The following is a 19,032-nucleotide window of genomic DNA, read 5'->3' as shown; positions in this document are numbered from 1 at the left end:
ACGTTTAATAGAACGTTGTCCCTTCACCAGCTCGAGTGAGCAAACCATCACATGGCGCGTAACGATCGCCATATTTCGATGCAAACTCATTCATTTTCTCTACGAGCTCCTTAATACCAAATTGGTCCATGTAACGGAACGGGCCACCCAAGAACGGTGGGAAACCAATACCAAATATCGCGCCAATATCACCGTCACGTGGCGAGCGAATGATGCCATCATCCAAACAACGTACCGCTTCATTCAGCATTGGCAGCACACAGCGCAACGCAATATCGTTATCGCTTAGCTTAGATTCAGGGTCGAGCTTAAGCAGTTTGTAAACCGATTTGTCGACATCTTTCTTCTTGCCCTTGTAAGTGTAAAACCCCTTACCACTCTTGCGTCCTTTACGTCCATCATTTAACAAGATATCAAACACATCCGGCCCTTTGAATCGGTCACCTAACTCATTAACCAGGATCGGCATAATTTTCGCGCCAATGTCGACACCAACTTCATCCAACAAGGTAATCGGGCCAACAGGGAAACCAAAATCAAGCAACGCCGTATCAATCTTTTCGATCGGTTCGTTAGCCAACAAAATATGCGCCGCTTCGTTCATGTATGGAGCAAGAATGCGGTTCACGTAAAAGCCCGCTTTGTCTTTCACTACGATCGGGGTTTTACCTTGCTTCTTAGCAAGTGCAACAACTGTTGAAACGGTTTCATCTGACGTCGTTTCATGCGGAATCACTTCCACCAACGGCATTTTTTCTACCGGGCTGAAGTAATGCAAACCCACTACGTTTTCTGGACGCTCCGCTTTTTCTGCAATTTTGTGGATAGGCAACGAAGAAGTATTGGTCGCAAAGATAGTTTCTGTCTTAGCGTTCGCTTCAATGTCCGCCACCATTTTTTGCTTAAGATCTAGGTCTTCAAAAACGGCTTCAATTACGACATCAATATGATTAAAACTGGTAAAGTCGACACCACCAGACAGTTGCAGCATTTTCGCTTGCAGGTCGGCCTTGGATAGAATGCGACGTTTGCGCTGTTTCTCAAATAACTTGTAGTTGTAGTTGAGCGCGTTTAAAACGCCATCGTTGCTAACGTCTTTGATGCGAACAGGTACTTTTGCTTTTGCAACAGACACATGGCTGATTCCGGCGCCCATCAGACCACCACCAAGCACACCAACTTTATGAACTGGTGCTGGTTTCGCATCCGTGCCATTTTCTTTCTTCATTTCTGTTGTGGCAAAGAAGATCGAACGGAGCGCTTTTGACTCTGAGCTCATCACAAGCTCACCAAAGCGCTTCGCTTCAAGTTCTTGGCCTTTAGCGAAGCCTTTCTCTAAGCCATGTTGAATAACTTCTAGAATTGCAACCGTTGCTGGATAGTTACCGCGAGTTTTTTGATTCGTTTTCTTCGCAGCTTGCTCAAATACAAACTTGCGCCCTAGCCCGCTACCAGACATCACCTTTTCTTTCGTCGATAGCTTTTTCGTACCCTTGTTTTTACCTTTGTCGATAAACTGTTTTGCTACGTCGAGCAAAATGGTGTCAGGCACACAGGCGTCCACAACGCCCAGTTTTTTAGCTTTCTTCGCACGAAGTTGTTTACCCGTCAGGATCAAGTCCAACGATGGTAACAGGCCAATCAAACGTGGCAGACGCTGAGTACCACCAGAACCTGGCAATAAACCAAGTTGTACTTCTGGCAGACCTAAACGCGTTTTGTCAGAATCCGTACAAACACGATAATCACATGCAAGAGCCAGTTCTAAACCACCGCCCAAACATGGGCCATGAATGGCCACAACGACAGGATACGGTAAGTCCGATAGCTGCTGGAACAACTCCTGACCCTGCCTTGCTAAGGCTTCCGCTTCACTTGCTGTGGTGCATGCTTCTAGCATTCTAACATCTGCGCCCGCAACAAAATTGTCCGGTTTTAGGGAGTGGATGATCATCCCTTTAATACCACTGGAGTCTTTTAGCTGAGCAAAAATTTCTTTCATTTCGTCAGCAAAAGCCGCCTGCAGCGTATTCATTTTTTCATTAGGAACATCGATGGCTAACCAAGCAATATTTTGCTCATCAACCTTTAGACTAAATGCTTTTTGCTCGCTCATTACTCAACCTCCAGAATCATTGCCGCACCAAGACCACCAGCAGCACATGCGGTATTCAATGCAATACCACCGCCACGGCGTTTTAGCTCTCGTAGGGTTTGCGTCATCATACGCGCACCAGTCGCAGCAAATGGGTGACCATAAGCAATTGATCCGCCAAGCACGTTGAACTTATCCATGTCAATTTCACCAATCGCTTTTGAGCGACCAAGGTTTTCTTGAGCAAACTTATCGGAAGCAAACATCTTCACATTCGCCAATGCTTGAGCAGCAAAGGCCTCGTGCATGTCGATCAACGTCAAATCTGACAGTTCCAAGCCTGTATTTTCAAGCACTTTCGCTGTGGCATAAGTCGGACCCATCAGCATGTCCTTTTCCACGCCGATAGCAGAGAATGCATAACCTCGGATGTAACCAAGGATCTCCATTCCGAGCTCTTTCGCTTTACCTTCTCGCATCAACATCACTGCCGCACCACCATCAGTCAATGGCGTACTGTTCGCTGCCGTAACACTGCCATACTGACGATCAAACGCAGGTCGCAATTTCGCGTATCCCTCAACCGTTGAGTCATGACGAATATTGTTATCTTCCGAAATCCACTTTTTGTATGGTTCAGGGAAAGCCGTCATCACTTCATCTTGGATTTTTCCTTCTTTCCAAGCTTGAGAAGCCAGCGTATGAGAACGATGTGCAAGCGCATCCTGTTCTGCGCGAGAAATACCATGTGTTTTAGCCATTTGCTCTGCAGTTTGTCCCATGGATAAACCCGTAGAGTACTCTGCTACTGCTGGTGGCACTGGCATCAGGTCTTTAAAGCTCAAGTTTTTGAGGATACTAAGCTTCTGACCCATTGTTTTTGTCTTACTAAGAGCAAGCAGATTAGCGGCCAGTTTCTTTGATACGCCAATAGGCAGGACGGAAGAAGAGTCTGCACCGCCAGCAATACCAATATCGATGGTTCCCGCCATGATGCTTTCTGCGACATTAACCGCCGCTTGAAAACTCGTCGCACACGCTCGAGTCACACTGTATGCATCAGTATGGATGTTCATACCAGTGCCTAACACGATTTCTCGTGCGATGTTTGGCGCTTCAGGCATTTGTACTACTTGTCCAAATACCACTTGTTCGATTAGCTTCGGATCAATATCTGTTCGAGCAAGCATTTCGCTTACTACCATTTTCCCTAAATCGACCGCTGGCACTTGGCTAAATTCCGTGCTTTGACGAGCAAAGGGAGTTCGAAGCCCCGCGACAATAGCGACACGCTCACCATTGCGTGTTTTTACTTCCTGCTTGCCCATTGTTTCTCCTTAAATACAAGAGGTCTGACCTGATGCATTGTAATGAATTTGTTAAATTTATCAAACGTGCGTTTAAATAAACGTGAAGCAAGTAGTTCAATTACTCTACTTCTTTGATTCTTATGCGATTACTAATGGTTAACTATAGAGAGTTAAAACGGTAAGAGGTATACGGAAAGTAAAATCGAAGCAAAAAAAAACCACACATAACTGTGTGGTCGGAATATCTATAAAACAATTAACTTACGCCAATTGAAAAGTAATCAGTTTCCTGATTAGGAGAAAGTAAAGTCAGCCTTCAAAAGGAAGTGTCATCTTGCTCAACATGTTAGTCGCAATGACTAACGAGATGACAAGGTGTACTATAACCCCTTCACTGCTTGATATTTTGAAATAGATCAATTTTATAGTGATTTTACGAGTTTTAAGCTCACCTAAAGCGATTATTGATTCAAAACAATTCAAGAATCCACCATCAGAAGTCCCTTTTAATGCTCCATCGAGTGAACTTATCCAAGCCATTGATTACTAATGATGATATTGTTAACAATATATATCAATTCGTGTTCGATGATATCTGACATTTGCGTATACACTTTTAGGTAACCACATGGCTTATTGTGTCAAAGGGGTTGCATGACAAATCCTGCAACCAAAACCGCTAAGCGATGAAGCAAGTAAAGTCATGCTCAGAACAAGTAAGAAACTCACAGAGCGAGGATGGAGGCTCCTGTGGCCATATTAAAAATGTTTGGAAAGAAAAATTCCAACAGTCCGGTCAACTCTGATATGGACAAGCAAAGAAAATACGAAGCGCTCGTCCGAGGGTATCATCGTGACTTGTACCGCTACGCATATTGGTTGTGCAAAGATAAAGCGGTCGCGGAAGATCTAGTTCAGGAAACCTGTCTTAGAGCTTGGAAGTCACTCGATAGCCTCCAAGACGAAAAAGCTGCCAAGTCTTGGCTCATCACAATATTGAGACGAGAAAATGCGCGCCGCTTCGAACGTAAACAATTTGATTTAGTTGATATCGATGATTACGGCAATGATGCTAAAGTCAGCGATGACTCACATCATCAGCAAGAATGGCTGCAGGCACAGATCATGAAGCTCGATGTTGAATACCGTGAGCCTTTATTTCTCCAAGTTGTCGGTGGTTTCAGTGGAGAAGAAATTGGCGACATTCTTGATTTAAATAAAAACACAGTGATGACTCGACTATTTCGCGCTCGTAATCAACTTAAAGAGATGTTGGATTCTCAAGATACTAAGAGAGGACAAAAGAATGGATGATTTAGAATTTCGTCGTCGTATTTTGTCGGATCCAAAACAAAAGGATGAAGAGATTCTGCAAGCTTTAGCTGGTAGCGACGCCAACAATAAGTTTGTTGATGACGTTTTGGATCTCGATGTAAAAATTAAACAAGCCATGAATGTGGATGTACCCGAAGATCTCGCAGATAAGATTTTATTTAGCCAGACGTCGAGTGCACTTGATGAAGAGAAGGTCGTAAGACCAAACTTTGTCCGCAAAGCAATGGCACTTGCCGCTTCTATTGCGTTCACCGCAGGATTATTAGTTGGCCAAGTAAACTGGGGAAATGTTTTGGTGTCTCCAGCACAAGCCAGTTTAGCGGATACCGCGATGAAACACGTTATTCATGAAGAGCCGTTTGTTCGTCATCTTGATGAGGATGTACCGAGCTCGCAAATTAATGCGAAAATGTCGCCATTTCATTACCAGTTTAGTGAAAACTTTCCATATCACGTTTACTACCTAAACCACTGCGGTTTTGGCGAATCTAATGCGGTGCATATGGTGTTCCAAGGCCCAAAAGGTAAAGTAACGTTATTTATTACTGGTATTCCAAGCGAACAAAGTACCGACTTTAGTAAGGATGGCATGACCGGAGTCGTTCAGCCCGTTGGGAGTTCAAGCCTGATTTTAGTCGGGGAAGAAGGTGAAAATATTGATGCTATCGCTACGACTCTTGCATCAATGATTAAGCCGATGTAACAACTTCGACGATTTCCAGCTTTCAAAAGGTTAAATGCCGCTAAATGATCTTATTTAGCGGCATTTTTGTATAAATAGAGCACAAAACATTCACCACCGCTATAGCATTTAGAGCTTAAACTCTAAATTATGCATTTTAAGTGCAATTTCCCGTCTTTTAGACATCATTTCTGCAATTTTTATTCAATTTTATCCAATGGTCGGATTTGTCCAAGCAATTATTGATACTACTATCTGCGCCACTGAGCAAAAGCTCAATTTATCGTCCAAAGAGACGAATCTAATAAGGAAAAACAAATGACTCAGAACACGCGTCTGTTTAAAAAGACTCTCCTAGCAGTAACGGTAGCTTTTGCCTCAGGTCAATCGATGGCAGCGGGTTTCCAAATCAACGCTCAATCAGCAACTGGCATCGGCCGTGCATTTGCTGGTGATGCAGTAATCGCAGATAATGCAGCAGTAATGGCTCGTAACCCAGCAGCAATGGCTCTGTTTGATAAAATGGAACTTTCGCTAGGTTTCGAAAGCATTACTTCAATGATTGAAGTGAAAGATGCGAAATATAACGTTAATACTCCTTTGGGCTCCAATACTGTAAGTGTTGCTGATACTGATGATGTGGGTGATACGTCAATAGCTCCAAACATTCACCTAATCGTTCCAGTAAATGACAAGTTTGCATGGGGCGTAAACGCATACTCTAATTTCGGCACTAAAACTGAATTTTCAGATAACTACACCGCAACAGAGTACGGTGGTCTTACGGATGTAAAAAGCTTCAACTTTGGATTGGCGGGTTCTTACCGTTTAAACGAACAATGGAGCTTTGGTGCTGGTTTAGATTTAATCTACGGCCAAGGCACAATGAAGCGTACAACTAGCTCTTCAGTCCCAAGGGTTGGCGGTCAAAAAATTCTGGACGTAGATAAAGCTGATGGTTGGGCTGTTGGTTTTAACGTAGGTACTGTGTACGAACTAGATGAAAACAACCGTTTTGGTCTAGCGTATCGTTACAGCCCTGAATTTACGGCGAAAGACGACAAAGGTCAGGAAATCACGCTACCTCTACCAGATATGGCCGAATTTTCTGGTTTCCACAAAATCCAAGACACTAAGTTTGCTGTACACTACAGCATCCAATACATCGGTTGGAAAGATTTCGACCAAATTGATTTTGAGAACCTAAATCAGGGTTTACTTAAAGGTGGTTACTCGAAAGACTATCAATGGCAAGATGGCTGGCACTACGCAATTGGTGGTACTTACTACCTAAACAACAACTGGACACTTCGTGCTGGTTACATGTACGACACAAGCGCTCAAGATAAAGTAACGTCTATCTCGGTACCAGACTCAGATCGCCAGTGGTTCTCCACAGGTTTCTCTTACCATATTGATAATAGCTCAAACATCGATTTTGGCTTCACGTATTTGTTAGGTGAAGATGTAAAAGTTAATGAGAATACTCAATTAGCTCCTGGTCTTTCTACCGGTGTAACAGCAACAACTCATGCTGATGCAATTCTATTCGGCTTACAATACAGCCGTAGCTTCTAAACACTTCGCTGTTAGTTAGTAGAAAAATACTTTATATAAAAGGCTGGATTTCCAGCCTTTTTTCATATCTGCGATTTATTGCCCACTCAATTTGAGTGAACACGTGTATCTAAATCTCACAATTAGGACGCACAGCTGTTCGCTGAATACCATTTACAAGCCTTTCACAGTTAGATAATTAAACCACCCAATCAACACTTGAGAGCATAATATTCCAAATGACTACTTATGCTGGATTTTCATTTCTAAAGTAAAAACTCTACCTTTAAACTTTTGTCCCACGTTATAAACAAATCAGCGAACATTCGAATGAAAACCAACAAGACTCTTCTATCAACAGCAGTGGCATTAAGCCTACTTGGCACAACGGGCATGGCTAACGCAGCAGGTTTCCAACTTGCTGAATATTCTGCAACAGGCCTAGGTCGAGCATATGCTGGTGAAGCTGCAATGGCTGACAACGCAAGTGCACAATGGCGTAACCCAGCAATGCTAACTTATTTGGAAGGCACTCAAGTGTCCGTTGGTGCAATCTATGTGAACCCAAATATTGATATTGAAGGTGATGTAAACTTCCACGGTAGCACTTCTTCTGCATCTTCAGATGACTTCGCACATGATGCAATCATTCCAAACTTCTACCTATCACACCAATATAATGAGAAATTCGCGATTGGTTTGGCATTTGGCACCAACTACGGCATGGAAACCGATTTAGGTAAAGGCTTTGGTGCCTCGCACTTCGGTAACGAAGCAAGCGTAACGACAATGGAAGCGAACTTGAACGCAGCTTACAAAGTCAATGAATCAATCAGCGTTGGTGGTGGTATCCGTTACATCATCGGCGAAGGCAGCTTTGGCGCAGCAGCTCCTAAGAATAACGTTGTAGGGTTAAATCCTGAAACTAATCAACCAATCAGTGTTCCTCAAGGTACCGCTCTAAAATACATGGAAGGTGACGATACCGCTTGGGGCTGGCAAGTTGGTACAGCATGGCAGATCAATGAAAACAACCGTATCGGCTTCGCGTACAAATCTGAAGTTGAACTGAAGCTTGAAGGCCATGCTGAAGGTCTTGGTTTTGGCTTCGGCACTTCTGAACGCGACAACGGCTACATGTATCTAAACCTGCCTGCAACGGCTGAGTTGGCAAGCTTCCACCAAGTAACAGACCAACTTGCGTTACACGCAAGCGTTAACTGGACGGATTGGAGCTCTTTCGAGAAATTGGAAGCACGTCTAAATACTGCTGGCACGCATATGGTTAAAGTAGAAAACTGGGAAGACAACTATCGCTTTGCTGTTGGTGCTACTTACCAGCTTGATCCTAAGCTAGCGCTACGCACTGGTATTGCATACGATACTTCAGCGGTAAGCGACAAAAACCGCACGATTACTATTCCAGAAACTGACCGTACTTGGCTAAGTATTGGCGCAACGTACGATTGGACGAAAGACTTCAGCCTAGACGCTGGCTTCACCTATATTTTTGCGAAAGACGCACCAATCGTTGAGTCTCGTGGTTACAAGTCAGACGACACTGCAGAACAAGTCGGCGGCCAATTTGTAGGCGAAACTACGGGTAATGTTTGGCTAATCGGTGTTCAAGCAAACTACCGTTTCTAACCAAGCTGCAAAATACAAAAAAGGCTTAGTATCAGCTAAGCCTTTTTTCATTTCTCGATTATGAAGAACAACGCTTAAAAGTCTTCTAGATATTCATCTAAATACTCTTCTTCTTCGATGTTAACTTCTTCTACCGTTTCAACTTCTGCTTTAAAGTTTTGACGCTGGATATAAACATCGCGAGTTAGAATATATGGATCCGGCGACGAGTCTAGCTGCGCTTCTTGCGGTACTAATAAAGCACGCTTCTCCATTCCTTCAAACGCCCACTTACCCAAACTCGCCCAGAAGTTGAGATAAGAGAGGGGTAAATACGTACTATCTACGGTATCTGTCACTTCACGTAAGGTATACGGACCATAACCTGGAACCATGAAGTAAGGACCATTTCCAACACCATAGTGGCCTACTGCATCACTGAACGCTTTCTCGTCGTACTTCGTAATACCCGCGGCACTTGCAATATCGAATAAACCGAAAATACCGAACGTCGAGTTAATCCAAAAACGGTTAAAGTGGTCCACGGCTTTCGTACCATTACCCATGATTAAGTTATTAACCATGCTTGCTGGCTCATCTAAGTTCGATAAGAAGTTAGCGATACCAGAACGAATAGGAACTGGCGTGTATTCTACATACGCAAGTGATACAGGACGAACCAAATACGGATCTAAATATTCGTAGTTGAGTTCCCACATGGTTCGGTTAAAGCCTTCCAACGGGTCATACACATCAGAAGTCGTTTGATTTGTTTCTTGTCCTGTTACTGCTTCATCAGGCGCACTTGAACAGCCAACCAGTCCAACGGCTAACAGCAACAAGAAGGTAGATTTACCCTTGTTATACATTTTATTTTCCATAACGACTATTAATGTACCTAAGTCACCCCGATTAACCATTGTACGTATGTTGAGCAGGATACATAGTAAAGATGACTCAGATATGGGAATAAATAAAGGCCAGCAATCGCTGGCCTTCGGTATTCTACTCGATCGTTTAGAGTCATACCACTAAAGGCAACTGACTCTACCTCGTTGTCATGTTTCAGAGACAGATGTTAACAATTAATACTGCTGATCAATGGTCACTTCTACTGGTGCGCCAAATTCAACGACGTCACTTTCTCCGTGCCAATCTTGATCACGCGTTGCTACGTTACCGTCAGAATCTACACGCACACGGACGATTAGCTTATCGAGTGAAGATAACTTTTGCCCTTGCATCATGGCATTGCCGTCATCTAATACGACAGTGCGAGGGAAAGTACCTAGCGGATAACGAGCAGCAGCCACAGGCATTGGGGAGCCATCTGAACGATGTACTGACACAATCAGAACTGCGTTTGGATCCAACTGAGCATTTGGTGCCACATTAATTGTCACAGCTACACTCTTATCCGGTGAAACCGCTTCGCCCATTTGCTTACGAGCACTCTCAATACTGCGTGACAACATCTCGTAGCGGCTATCTTCTGGACCAATCATTTGCTGCATGATTCCCCAGTACTTTATGGCTGCCGGGAAGTCTTGACGCTCAAACGCATCGAACGCTAACAAAGAAAACACACGCAGATCGACATAGTCTTGCTGCATCAGCTTGCCGAGTAATGAGCGAGCCGTCGCTTGATCCATTTCCTCTTGAGACAGCATCAGAGCTTGTGCATAACCCAACATCACATCTGGGTCTTTTGGCTCTAGGCGGTACGATTTTTCCATCGCATCGATAGCTGTGGTGACATCACGATTTGCTAACGCAATACGACCTAGCAGTAACCAACCTGTCGAGTCTTCCGGCTGGTAATGTAAGCGAGTTCGAAGGGCAAGGGTCAAATCCGCCATTTCATCGTCACTCAGCGGCTCAGAAGAAGCCGACATCAGCTTTTTCGATAACTCAGGTAGATTTGCAGACACTTCTTGCCATTGAACAATATCGTCTGACGCGCCAAATTTATAATACAAACCATAGCTCAGCACCACCGTCAGAATTACCGATGGAACTAAAACCGCGATTGGAGAAACCTTAGTTTCTTTTTGCGCTTTATCACCAGGGATATCGTCAAGCAGTGATTGCTTTAGATCAGAAATCAGTTCGTCTTCACTTTCAACTAGACCTTCGTCAGTTTCTTCTGCAAGCTCAGATAGTCGGTCTTTATAAAATGCCTTGTTAAGCTCATCGCGTAACACATCATCATTGTTCGCTTTTTGTTTAAGCAGCGGCAAAGCCACCAGCGCACAAGCAATAAGCGTGAGAACAACGGTGGAAATCCAAAATAGTGTCATTACTTCTTATCTCCGTTGTTCTCTTCTTCAAGCAATGCTTTTAAACGAGCTTCTTTTTGCTCATCCCATTGCTCGTCACTGCTCGCTTTTGCCTTAACTTTAGATTTACGGCTACGCAGCACAATCAAACCAAAACCACCCAGTACTACAGCGAGTGGCCCTAGCCACAAAATCGCAGTCGCGACCGTAAATGGTGGGTTGTAAGTCACGAAGTTACCGTAACGGGCGATCATGTAATCAACAATCTCATCTTTGGACTTACCTTCTTTGGTCATTTCGTACACCTTATGGCGTAAGTCCTGAGCAAGTTCAGCGTTAGAATCCGAGATCGTGTTGTTCTGACATTTAGGGCAACGGAGCGTATGGCTTAACTCTTTGAACTGCTGTTCTTGTTCCAAATTATCAAACTCGTACACTTCAATGGCCGCATGAGCAGCAAGAGATAATGTCATCGCAGCAAAAACGGCAAGAATTAGCTTTCTCATTGCTTCGCCTCCTCAACCAATTTGTTGTAAAGCGGCTCCAGTGTTTCTGACCAATTACGTGGGTTTACATCCCCTACATGGCGATAGCGAATCACACCATTTGCATCAATAATGAATGTTTCTGGAGCACCATAAACGCCAAGGTCAAGGCCAAGCATACCACTGCCATCAAATAGGCTGATCAAGTACGGGTTGCCGAGATCATTCAGCCAACCTATTGCTTTATTACGATCATCTTTGTAATTCATACCGATGATCTTAACGCCCTTACCCGCCAATTCGTTTAGGTATTTATGCTCTGCATAACACGTTGGGCACCAAGTTGCCCAAACGTTCAAGAGCAACGGTTCACCTTTAAAAATTGATTGGTCGTACTGTTTTCCAGGCTCAGCCAGATCTTCTAAATGAAATTCAGGAACTGGCTTGCCAACCAAAACCGACTCCAATTTAGTTGGATCATCGCCCTCTTGATTACGCATTAATTGGGTTGCGAAAATGCCCGCTAGAATCATGAAAGCGACAAGCGGAATAAATAAGATTTTCTTATTCATGTTATGCCTCCTGCTCTTTTGACTTCGCGTTTTTCTTCGGCGATTTACGGAAGCGGTAGCGTTTATCAGAAATCGCTAGTGCGCCGCCTAATGCCATAATCAAAGAGCCAGCCCAAATCCAACGAACGAACGGTTTATAGTAAATACGAACAGCCCAAGATCGGTTGTCGTCTAAACGTTCACCCATTGCAATGTATAAGTCGCGGCTAATACCACGGTCAATGGCTGCTTCAGTCATCATAGACTTAGCCGTACGGTAGAAGCGCTTCTCTGCGTGAAGCGTATTCACGTATTTGCCATCGTGTGTGATCTCAAAGTCTGCGATGTAGCCATCGTAGTTTGGACCATCTTTATCACGCAAGCCTGAGAAGTAGAAATCATAGCCTTGAATTTGGAAGTGTTCGCCAGGTGCTAAACGTACATCACGCTCGATGCTGTAGTTCTGTACCATCGCAATACCGATAACAGATACCGCCAGACCAACATGACCCAACATCATTGCCCAGTGGCTACGTTGCAGCTTGCGAACACCTTCACTAAAGCTATGACGGTGCGTTGCGCGCTCGTACAGTTCAAAGCCATGCATCGCAATAATCCAAATCGCCATCACCCAACCAATGTAAGCCATGGTTGAGAAGAAATCGGCAAACAGGTACACGCATAGCGCGGCCAAGGCGAAAGCAAGCACACCTGAAACGAGCATTGGTTTCACAAGTTTAGATAAATTGTCTCGCTTCCAACGAATAAGAGGACCAATACCAAGCAGAAAAGCAAATGGCATCATTAACCACGCAAATAGCATGTCAAAGAATGGCGCACCGATAGAGACCGACCCCAAACCAAGCTGCTTGTGTACGAGCGGCAACAGTGTCCCCACTAACACCACAACAAGAGCGGCGATAAGTAATACATTGTTGGCTAAGAGCGCATTTTCACGTGAGACTAAGTCGAAGTTACCTCGTACACGCACTGCTGCCCCTTTTACGGCAAACAGCAATAAAGAGCCGCCGATAACGAAAACGAGGAAGCCTAGAATAAACATACCGCGCGACGGGTCAGACGCGAACGCGTGCACCGATACTAAAATACCGGAACGGACTAAGAAGGTGCCCAACAAACTCAACGAAAATGCAGAGATTGCCAATAGTACCGTCCACGCTTTAAATGTGCCGCGTTTTTCTGTCACGGCAAGAGAGTGCATTAATGCGGTACCCGCTAACCAAGGCATGAATGATGCGTTTTCTACTGGGTCCCAGAACCACCAGCCACCCCAGCCAAGTTCGTAGTAAGCCCACCAAGAACCCAGTGCGATACCAAGTGTTAAAAATACCCATGCTGCGGTTGTCCAAGGACGAGACCAACGAGCCCAAGCCGTGTCAAGGCGTCCGGTCATTAGGGATGCGATAGCAAAAGAGAACGCAACCGAGAAACCAACATAGCCCATGTAAAGCATTGGCGGGTGAACAATTAAACCAGGATCTTGAAGCAGAGGGTTCAAGTCACGTCCGTCAACCGGGAAGAACGGTAACGTACGTAGGAATGGATTTGACGTTAAGATGATAAACAGTAGGAAACCCACTGAGATCATGCCCATAACAGCAAGTACACGTGCAACCGACTCTTGCGGCATACCACGACTAAACGTCGCTACAGCGACAGTCCAAGCAGCTTGGATTAACACCCATAGCAACAGTGAACCTTCGTGCGCACCCCATACTGCGGTTAAACGGTAGTACCAAGGAAGCTGACTATTCGAGTTGCTCGCTACATACTGTAACGTGAAGTCGTTGGTATAAAATCCCCAACATAAAATGGCGAAAGAGAACAACAGCATCAGGAACATAGACCAAGATAGCGGTCGCGCTGTGTTCATGAGCATGGTGTTATTATTCGATGCTCCCCACAATGGCAATACGCTCAACAGCACAGCCATTGCAAGCGAAAGAATGAGAGCAAAGTGACCGATTTCAGCAATCATTGGCCGCTTCCTTGTTTCTGTTCGGTGCTATATTGAAGCGGTTCATGCGTTTTCTTCATCGCTTCTGCAATTTCTGGTGGCATGTATTCTTCATCGTGCTTCGCTAGGACCTCAAATGCCTCAACTGTCGTGGCATCTTTCAGTACACCTTGAGCAACAATACCCTGCCCTTCACGGAACAAGTCAGGAAGAATACCGTCATAGGTAATCGTCACTTTCGGACCGACATCGTGCAGGTCAAAACTAACTTTCAAAGAATTAGGATCTCGACGAACTGAGCCCACAACCACCATTCCACCGATACGCAGACGCTGGCCTACTTCTGGCTTGGTGCCATCTGGCTTACCATTAACCAATTCCGTTGGAGTATAGAAAAGGTCCATATTTTGGTTAAGCGCATAAAGTATCAAACCAATGGTGGCACTAATACCGATAAAGATCGCTAGTACAATACCTAGCCTCTTTTTACGTCTCGGGTTCATAAGGTGTTCTCCATGTTCTTCGCTGCGTCGATACGAGCTTGACGGTCAATTTTTGCTTTCACTTCTTTCAATAATGCATCACCGCGGCGAAGGCTAGTGATCAGAAGAATCAGCATGGATAAGAAAGTAATACCAAACGCACTCCATACGTATGATGCGTAGCCACCCATGGCAAAAAAGTCGCTCAGAGATTCAAAATGCATTATCAGTTACCTCACTGAGTTTGTTCTGTTGCGAGTTTGCGCACCCAGGGGCGGTGACTTTCTTTACTGATGATTTCGTTACGAAAACGGACCATCGTCACGGCACCAAAGAAGAACGCAAAGCCAAAGATGTTCAGCAATAACGGCCAAAGCATGTCGGATGAAATAGAAGGTTGCTCAAATTTCGTGATCGTCGCACCTTGATGAAGCGTGTTCCACCATTCCACGGAAAAGTGAATGATAGGTAGGTTTACTACGCCTACGATCGCTAAGATACCAGCGGCTTTTGCAGCGGTTTTTTGATCGTCAAACGCATGGTAGAGCGCAATCACACCAAGGTAGAGAAATAGCAGAATCAATTCAGATGTAAGACGGGCATCCCATACCCACCAAGTGCCCCACATAGGCTTGCCCCAAACAGCACCTGTAAGTAGAGCAATAAAAGTAAATACTGCACCAATCGGAGCCATCGCAAGTGCCGCCATATCAGATAGGCGAACTTGCCATACTAGGCCAATAAATGCAGCGATCGCCATCGACATATAAACGCCCATAGACCAAATAGCTGATGGGACATGAATGTAGATGATTCGGAAACTGTCACCTTGTTGGTAATCTGAAGGCGCAAATGCAAGCCCCCAAACCGTACCAACCGATAAGCATACGAGGGCCAATACAGAAAACCAAGGCAGAAACTTACCACTCAAACGATAAGCTGCTTCTGGCTTGGCATAAGGATGTAGCCATTTCCACATGTTTTGTTCTCACTCTTACTTCAGGGACACTGTCTAAAGGGTTGAGACCGTAGCAGTGCTTTAATAATAATTCTTTGATCAAGCGCCGCTTCATTGGCACTTTATTGAGTTAGTTAACACTAACTCGCAATGCGGCACTGATGGCAAAAGGCGTTAATGTCATCGCCCCCATTAGCATCGCACCTAAAATCGCTAGTTGACCGTTATACGCCATACCGAGTGCGGCAGCATCAATTGCCGATGTTGCGAAAATCAAAATTGGGATGTAGAGCGGAAGAATAAGCAAACTCAAAAGAACGCCACCCTTTTGCAACCCAACAGTCAACGCCACACCAATGGCGCCAATAAAACTTAGTGTTGGTGTACCGATCATCAAGGTTAATACAACCGATAGCCAAGTATTGAAGTCGAGCGAAAGTAAAACCGCCAATAATGGGCTAATTAAAATCAGAGGTAACCCTGTTAACAACCAATGTGCTATGACCTTTGAAACCACTACAAGTTGCAATGGAATCGGCATTAGCATCATTTGTTCTAGTGCACCGTCTTGAAAATCATCACGAAATAGACGCTCTAATGATAATAAGGCGGACAGCAATGCGGCAACCCAAACGATGCCCGCTGCAATACGTGCTAACAAATTAGGTTCTGGTCCAATACTCAGAGGAAAGAGAGTAATGACAATAATAAAGAACCACAGCGGGTTTAGAATGTCTGCCTGACGGCGAAATGCGATTAGGAGCTCACGACGAATGATGGTGGTCATCGAGGAAATCATATCAGTCACCCAGCTTTATTTTTCTAAGTTTCGGGCTGTCCGCAAACATATCTTGATGCGTCGTCAACACAACAATACCGCCATTATCAGCATGACTTGCGAACAAAGATTCAAGCACCTTGACGCCTTGCTTATCAATGGCAGTCAACGGCTCATCTAAAATCCATAAAATTTGCTTACTGAGCCATAACCTTGCCAATGCGACTCGTCGTTGCTGACCTGCGGAAAGTTGTGCTACAGGCACATCTTCTCGACCAGCTAATCCTACTTGAGTCAAAGCGATAAAGATTTCTTCGTCTGAAGAGCGATTATTTTGAATAGATTGATAAAAACGTAAGTTTTCTAATGCGGTAAGCTCTCGTTTCACTCCTGTTTGATGTCCTAAGAAAAGCAGATCTTGATGGAAAACATCACGAGATTTTTCAACCTCTTCGCCTTTCCATTTAATGACACCTTCTTCTCTATCACCTAACCCTGTCACAATCCGTAGCAATGTAGTTTTACCAGTACCATTACGCCCTTCGATCTGGACCAATTCACCAGGCTTAATTTCAAACTGCAGGTTTTCAAACAGAACCCTTTCATCACGGATTGCTGTCAGGTTAGACACTTCTAACATAGAGCTTCAACTAAAAAATGAACGAGCCGCTATATTAGCACAGCTTAGTTATGACAAAACAGGATAAGAGGGCTAGGTTACATGTAAGTTCATGTATTTTTGTTAATTAATCATCACACTTTAATAAAATTAACTATAAGTAGTTATAAGCGCTCATTTTGAATTTGAGAGGCCAGAGCTAAGAGCAAGAACGACTGAAGGTTATCTAGGGTTGTATTGAAGAAGAGCATTAGCGGCTAAAAACAAAAAAAGAGGCGTAATAACGCCTCTTTTTTATCGCTTGATAACCTTTAGCGTCGACGACGTCCACGCGTTGGATATTCTGCATCATCTGATGGCTGACCACTTAATGGTGGAATCTTCTCTTTCCCCGCCAGTTTCTTCTGCAGTGAAAGCATCAACTCAGCTTCGGCTTTTGGTAGTTCGCACTCTTCAATCAGCTCGTTGATATCAGCGCCAAGCTGTACCATTTTAGAAGCGCGACTGTACAAGCGACCATCAGTATCAGCGTGTTCGAGTTCGCGAATTCTCTCGTTTAAGTGCTGAATAATGTCTTGTTGCTCCGTCACTTTTTGTCCAAGACCAACGACAACCGAGCGCACTTCGAGTAACTGCTTACTCAACTTTTGCACTTCTTTATCTGCGTGTCGAGATTGAGCTCGTTGTTGGTCTAACTGCTTTTGTAACCCAGAGCGAATCCGCAGTTGCAAAACAACCAAAACTAACACAATAAAAGCGACGCCACCCGCAAGGAATGGAGCAGATAAAAGAGTCTCTTCAGCCATCATCATTCAGCCATTAAAGGTGAGCCATCTCGTCCCACTCGTCATCTGTTAGCAGCTTGTTCAAATCCACAAGGATAAGAAGCTTGCCGTCACGGTTGCTCACACCCTGGATGAACTTCGCACTCTCGTCGGTACCAACAGAAGGCGTCGTATCAATTTCAGAAGAACGCAGATAAACGACTTCTGCCACGCTATCTACTAAGATACCAATCACTTGACGCTCTGACTCGATCACAATAATACGAGTGTTGTCGGTGACTTCGCCTTCCATCAGGCCAAAACGTGAACGTGTATCGATAACAGTAACTACATTACCGCGTAGGTTGATGATACCAAGTACATAATCTGGTGCACCTGGAACAGGGGCAATTTCAGTATAACGAAGTACTTCACGAACTTGCATTACGTTGATGCCGTACGTTTCTTCTTCTAGCTGGAACGTCACCCACTGAAGAACTTCGTCATTCGATGCATCTTTCTTCACTTCTACTTCAAAAGCTTGAGACATAGTTAATCCTCGTTAATGTCGTTCCCGACTTAAATCTAATTCAGTGATTTGACATCTAAACCGGCGTTTAGCATGTCAATGAGCGCCTGGACATGAATTAAGGCACACATTTTTTCTTTTACCATGCCCGCTAGCCAAGGGCGTTTACCCGCCTGCTCACGCCAGCGAACCTTGTCGATATTAAGCGTTTCAGTCCCCATTAATTGGTTACTGGCCAACCCCCACATGCTCTCACCAAGCATGACGACATATTGGTAGTTATCTTTATAGCTATCATCACGAAGCTTATCTGCCATCACCCATTTCGCGGTATCGACGACATCAAACTGCTGCTCGCGATTTGTTTGTAGCCCCAAATACCAGGCGGGTTTTCCTATCAAATGGTTAAGCTCGCTAATGCGATGAATACCACCTAACTCATCAAGAGGTACAGCAAACGTGACACCATTCACATCAAAGTAAAGAACTTGGAAGTCCTCACTTCGCTTCGTGCTTTCCCAGACCGTTGGTATATCGGAATCTGCTTGTGTTTCGAGTTCAGTATCGACGTTCGATTCTATATTGATACTTTGTTCGATCACTGCGTGAGGTTCATCCACCTCTGGTTGCGCTTCCTCAAAAACTGGCTCATCAATCACCCAGTCCTGTATTTCCTCAACACCCTGAAGCTCAGGCACCTCACTAAAGGTTTGTACCTCAGGCTCAGCCGCTTTTATCTCTGCTGCAATATCAATCGTATTTTGTTCAAGAATACTATCAATATCCAACTCAGCCACTGGGTTGCTTGCTTCAAGCTGACTTAATAGCCTTTGAACATCTTCCAGGTTTGGAGCTTCCAACTCTGGCGGATATGTTTCTTGAAACTGGTACGTTTCTGGCTCCGAGTATTGTAGCTGTAATTCTGGCTCTGGCTCTGGCTCTGGCTCTGGCTCTGGCTCTGGCTCTGGCTCTGGCTCTGGCTCTGGCTCTGGCTCTGGCTCTGG

The 19,032-nt window shown here is 44.6% G+C and carries 19 protein-coding genes; 4 read left to right on the top strand and 15 right to left on the bottom strand.

Annotated features, from left to right (window positions below; genetic code table 11):
* Positions 1 to 4 precede the first annotated feature (4 nt).
* Both fadJ and fadI read right to left on the bottom strand, forming a co-directional pair.
* Complete coding sequence (fadJ, locus tag R7M72_RS02540) at positions 5 to 2,116, bottom strand: fatty acid oxidation complex subunit alpha FadJ (RefSeq protein WP_053306686.1); 2,112 nt, start codon at positions 2,114 to 2,116, stop codon at positions 5 to 7.
* On the bottom strand, positions 2,116 to 3,423 hold the full coding sequence (gene fadI / locus R7M72_RS02535) for an acetyl-CoA C-acyltransferase FadI (protein WP_005384447.1): 1,308 nt from the start codon (positions 3,421 to 3,423) through the stop codon (positions 2,116 to 2,118). The genes fadJ and fadI overlap by 1 nt, the downstream gene beginning before the upstream one ends.
* Positions 3,424 to 4,143: 720 nt before the next feature.
* Here fadI and R7M72_RS02530 point away from each other — a divergent pair.
* From R7M72_RS02530 to R7M72_RS02515, 4 genes are all read left to right on the top strand, one after another.
* Positions 4,144 to 4,719: a sigma-70 family RNA polymerase sigma factor gene (locus tag R7M72_RS02530; RefSeq protein WP_005380528.1), complete on the top strand. Its 576-nt coding sequence runs from the start codon at positions 4,144 to 4,146 to the stop codon at positions 4,717 to 4,719.
* Positions 4,712 to 5,443, top strand: a complete 732-nt coding sequence (locus tag R7M72_RS02525) for a DUF3379 domain-containing protein (protein WP_186584743.1) — start codon at positions 4,712 to 4,714, stop codon at positions 5,441 to 5,443. The genes R7M72_RS02530 and R7M72_RS02525 overlap by 8 nt, the downstream gene beginning before the upstream one ends.
* A gap of 297 nt (positions 5,444 to 5,740) precedes the next feature.
* Positions 5,741 to 7,000: an outer membrane protein transport protein gene (locus R7M72_RS02520; RefSeq protein ID WP_005384451.1), complete on the top strand. Its 1,260-nt coding sequence runs from the start codon at positions 5,741 to 5,743 to the stop codon at positions 6,998 to 7,000.
* A gap of 309 nt (positions 7,001 to 7,309) precedes the next feature.
* Positions 7,310 to 8,626: an outer membrane protein transport protein gene (locus R7M72_RS02515; RefSeq protein ID WP_005380525.1), complete on the top strand. Its 1,317-nt coding sequence runs from the start codon at positions 7,310 to 7,312 to the stop codon at positions 8,624 to 8,626.
* 74 nt (positions 8,627 to 8,700) lie between these two features.
* Here the strand turns inward: R7M72_RS02515 and R7M72_RS02510 are convergent, their stop codons facing one another.
* The 13 genes from R7M72_RS02510 to R7M72_RS02450 all read right to left on the bottom strand — a co-directional run.
* Positions 8,701 to 9,474 (bottom strand): VacJ family lipoprotein, encoded by a 774-nt coding sequence (locus R7M72_RS02510; protein ID WP_005380523.1) that lies wholly within the window; start codon positions 9,472 to 9,474, stop codon positions 8,701 to 8,703.
* Positions 9,475 to 9,690: 216 nt separating this feature from the next.
* Complete coding sequence (gene ccmI / locus R7M72_RS02505; protein ID WP_005384453.1) at positions 9,691 to 10,905, bottom strand: c-type cytochrome biogenesis protein CcmI; 1,215 nt, start codon at positions 10,903 to 10,905, stop codon at positions 9,691 to 9,693.
* A complete protein-coding gene (locus R7M72_RS02500) occupies positions 10,905 to 11,390 on the bottom strand; it encodes a cytochrome c-type biogenesis protein (RefSeq protein WP_005380519.1) in 486 nt (161 codons plus the stop codon). The genes ccmI and R7M72_RS02500 overlap by 1 nt, the downstream gene beginning before the upstream one ends.
* Positions 11,387 to 11,941 carry a DsbE family thiol:disulfide interchange protein gene (locus R7M72_RS02495; RefSeq protein WP_005380518.1) on the bottom strand — a complete coding sequence of 185 codons (555 nt, stop codon included), beginning with the start codon at positions 11,939 to 11,941 and terminating at the stop codon, positions 11,387 to 11,389. The genes R7M72_RS02500 and R7M72_RS02495 overlap by 4 nt, the downstream gene beginning before the upstream one ends.
* A gap of 1 nt (position 11,942) precedes the next feature.
* Positions 11,943 to 13,919 carry a heme lyase CcmF/NrfE family subunit gene (locus R7M72_RS02490; protein WP_017635943.1) on the bottom strand — a complete coding sequence of 659 codons (1,977 nt, stop codon included), beginning with the start codon at positions 13,917 to 13,919 and terminating at the stop codon, positions 11,943 to 11,945.
* Complete coding sequence (gene ccmE / locus R7M72_RS02485; RefSeq protein ID WP_005380516.1) at positions 13,916 to 14,401, bottom strand: cytochrome c maturation protein CcmE; 486 nt, start codon at positions 14,399 to 14,401, stop codon at positions 13,916 to 13,918. The genes R7M72_RS02490 and ccmE overlap by 4 nt, the downstream gene beginning before the upstream one ends.
* Entirely contained in the window at positions 14,398 to 14,604 is a 207-nt protein-coding gene (ccmD, locus tag R7M72_RS02480; RefSeq protein WP_005380515.1) for a heme exporter protein CcmD, read from the bottom strand. Before ccmD ends, ccmE begins: the two co-directional genes overlap by 4 nt.
* An 11-nt stretch (positions 14,605 to 14,615) precedes the next feature.
* Positions 14,616 to 15,359 (bottom strand): heme ABC transporter permease, encoded by a 744-nt coding sequence (locus tag R7M72_RS02475; protein ID WP_005380513.1) that lies wholly within the window; start codon positions 15,357 to 15,359, stop codon positions 14,616 to 14,618.
* 109 nt (positions 15,360 to 15,468) lie between these two features.
* Positions 15,469 to 16,137 carry a heme exporter protein CcmB gene (gene ccmB, locus R7M72_RS02470; RefSeq protein ID WP_005380512.1) on the bottom strand — a complete coding sequence of 223 codons (669 nt, stop codon included), beginning with the start codon at positions 16,135 to 16,137 and terminating at the stop codon, positions 15,469 to 15,471.
* Between the two features lies 1 nt (position 16,138).
* A complete protein-coding gene (gene ccmA, locus R7M72_RS02465; RefSeq protein ID WP_005380511.1) occupies positions 16,139 to 16,756 on the bottom strand; it encodes a cytochrome c biogenesis heme-transporting ATPase CcmA in 618 nt (205 codons plus the stop codon).
* 290 nt (positions 16,757 to 17,046) lie between these two features.
* Complete coding sequence (locus R7M72_RS02460; protein WP_031777229.1) at positions 17,047 to 17,541, bottom strand: DUF2802 domain-containing protein; 495 nt, start codon at positions 17,539 to 17,541, stop codon at positions 17,047 to 17,049.
* 13 nt (positions 17,542 to 17,554) lie between these two features.
* Complete coding sequence (locus R7M72_RS02455) at positions 17,555 to 18,049, bottom strand: chemotaxis protein CheW (RefSeq protein ID WP_005380507.1); 495 nt, start codon at positions 18,047 to 18,049, stop codon at positions 17,555 to 17,557.
* A 35-nt stretch (positions 18,050 to 18,084) separates the two neighbouring features.
* On the bottom strand, positions 18,085 to 19,032 hold a 948-nt coding region (locus R7M72_RS02450), incomplete at its 5' end, for a chemotaxis protein CheW (protein WP_206949301.1).

Source organism: Vibrio sp. YT-18 (assembly GCF_033337345.1).
Taxonomy (GTDB): Bacteria; Pseudomonadota; Gammaproteobacteria; order Enterobacterales; family Vibrionaceae; genus Vibrio; species Vibrio alginolyticus.
Note: the sequence above shows the minus strand (reverse complement) of the source record. Positions and strands in the feature narration are given on the sequence as shown.

Coding starts and splice junctions, on each gene's coding strand:
- ccmB (WP_005380512.1), bottom strand. CDS start 16,137: ATGATTTCCTCGATGACCACCATCATTCGTCGTGAGCTCCTAATCGCA.
- R7M72_RS02520 (WP_005384451.1), top strand. CDS start 5,741: ATGACTCAGAACACGCGTCTGTTTAAAAAGACTCTCCTAGCAGTAACG.
- fadJ (WP_053306686.1), bottom strand. CDS start 2,116: ATGAGCGAGCAAAAAGCATTTAGTCTAAAGGTTGATGAGCAAAATATT.
- R7M72_RS02530 (WP_005380528.1), top strand. CDS start 4,144: ATGGAGGCTCCTGTGGCCATATTAAAAATGTTTGGAAAGAAAAATTCC.
- ccmE (WP_005380516.1), bottom strand. CDS start 14,401: ATGAACCCGAGACGTAAAAAGAGGCTAGGTATTGTACTAGCGATCTTT.
- ccmA (WP_005380511.1), bottom strand. CDS start 16,756: ATGTTAGAAGTGTCTAACCTGACAGCAATCCGTGATGAAAGGGTTCTG.
- R7M72_RS02490 (WP_017635943.1), bottom strand. CDS start 13,919: ATGATTGCTGAAATCGGTCACTTTGCTCTCATTCTTTCGCTTGCAATG.
- R7M72_RS02455 (WP_005380507.1), bottom strand. CDS start 18,049: ATGTCTCAAGCTTTTGAAGTAGAAGTGAAGAAAGATGCATCGAATGAC.
- R7M72_RS02495 (WP_005380518.1), bottom strand. CDS start 11,941: ATGAATAAGAAAATCTTATTTATTCCGCTTGTCGCTTTCATGATTCTA.
- ccmI (WP_005384453.1), bottom strand. CDS start 10,905: ATGACACTATTTTGGATTTCCACCGTTGTTCTCACGCTTATTGCTTGT.
- R7M72_RS02475 (WP_005380513.1), bottom strand. CDS start 15,359: ATGTGGAAATGGCTACATCCTTATGCCAAGCCAGAAGCAGCTTATCGT.
- R7M72_RS02500 (WP_005380519.1), bottom strand. CDS start 11,390: ATGAGAAAGCTAATTCTTGCCGTTTTTGCTGCGATGACATTATCTCTT.
- R7M72_RS02525 (WP_186584743.1), top strand. CDS start 4,712: ATGGATGATTTAGAATTTCGTCGTCGTATTTTGTCGGATCCAAAACAA.
- R7M72_RS02510 (WP_005380523.1), bottom strand. CDS start 9,474: ATGTATAACAAGGGTAAATCTACCTTCTTGTTGCTGTTAGCCGTTGGA.
- fadI (WP_005384447.1), bottom strand. CDS start 3,423: ATGGGCAAGCAGGAAGTAAAAACACGCAATGGTGAGCGTGTCGCTATT.
- R7M72_RS02515 (WP_005380525.1), top strand. CDS start 7,310: ATGAAAACCAACAAGACTCTTCTATCAACAGCAGTGGCATTAAGCCTA.
- R7M72_RS02460 (WP_031777229.1), bottom strand. CDS start 17,541: ATGGCTGAAGAGACTCTTTTATCTGCTCCATTCCTTGCGGGTGGCGTC.
- ccmD (WP_005380515.1), bottom strand. CDS start 14,604: ATGCATTTTGAATCTCTGAGCGACTTTTTTGCCATGGGTGGCTACGCA.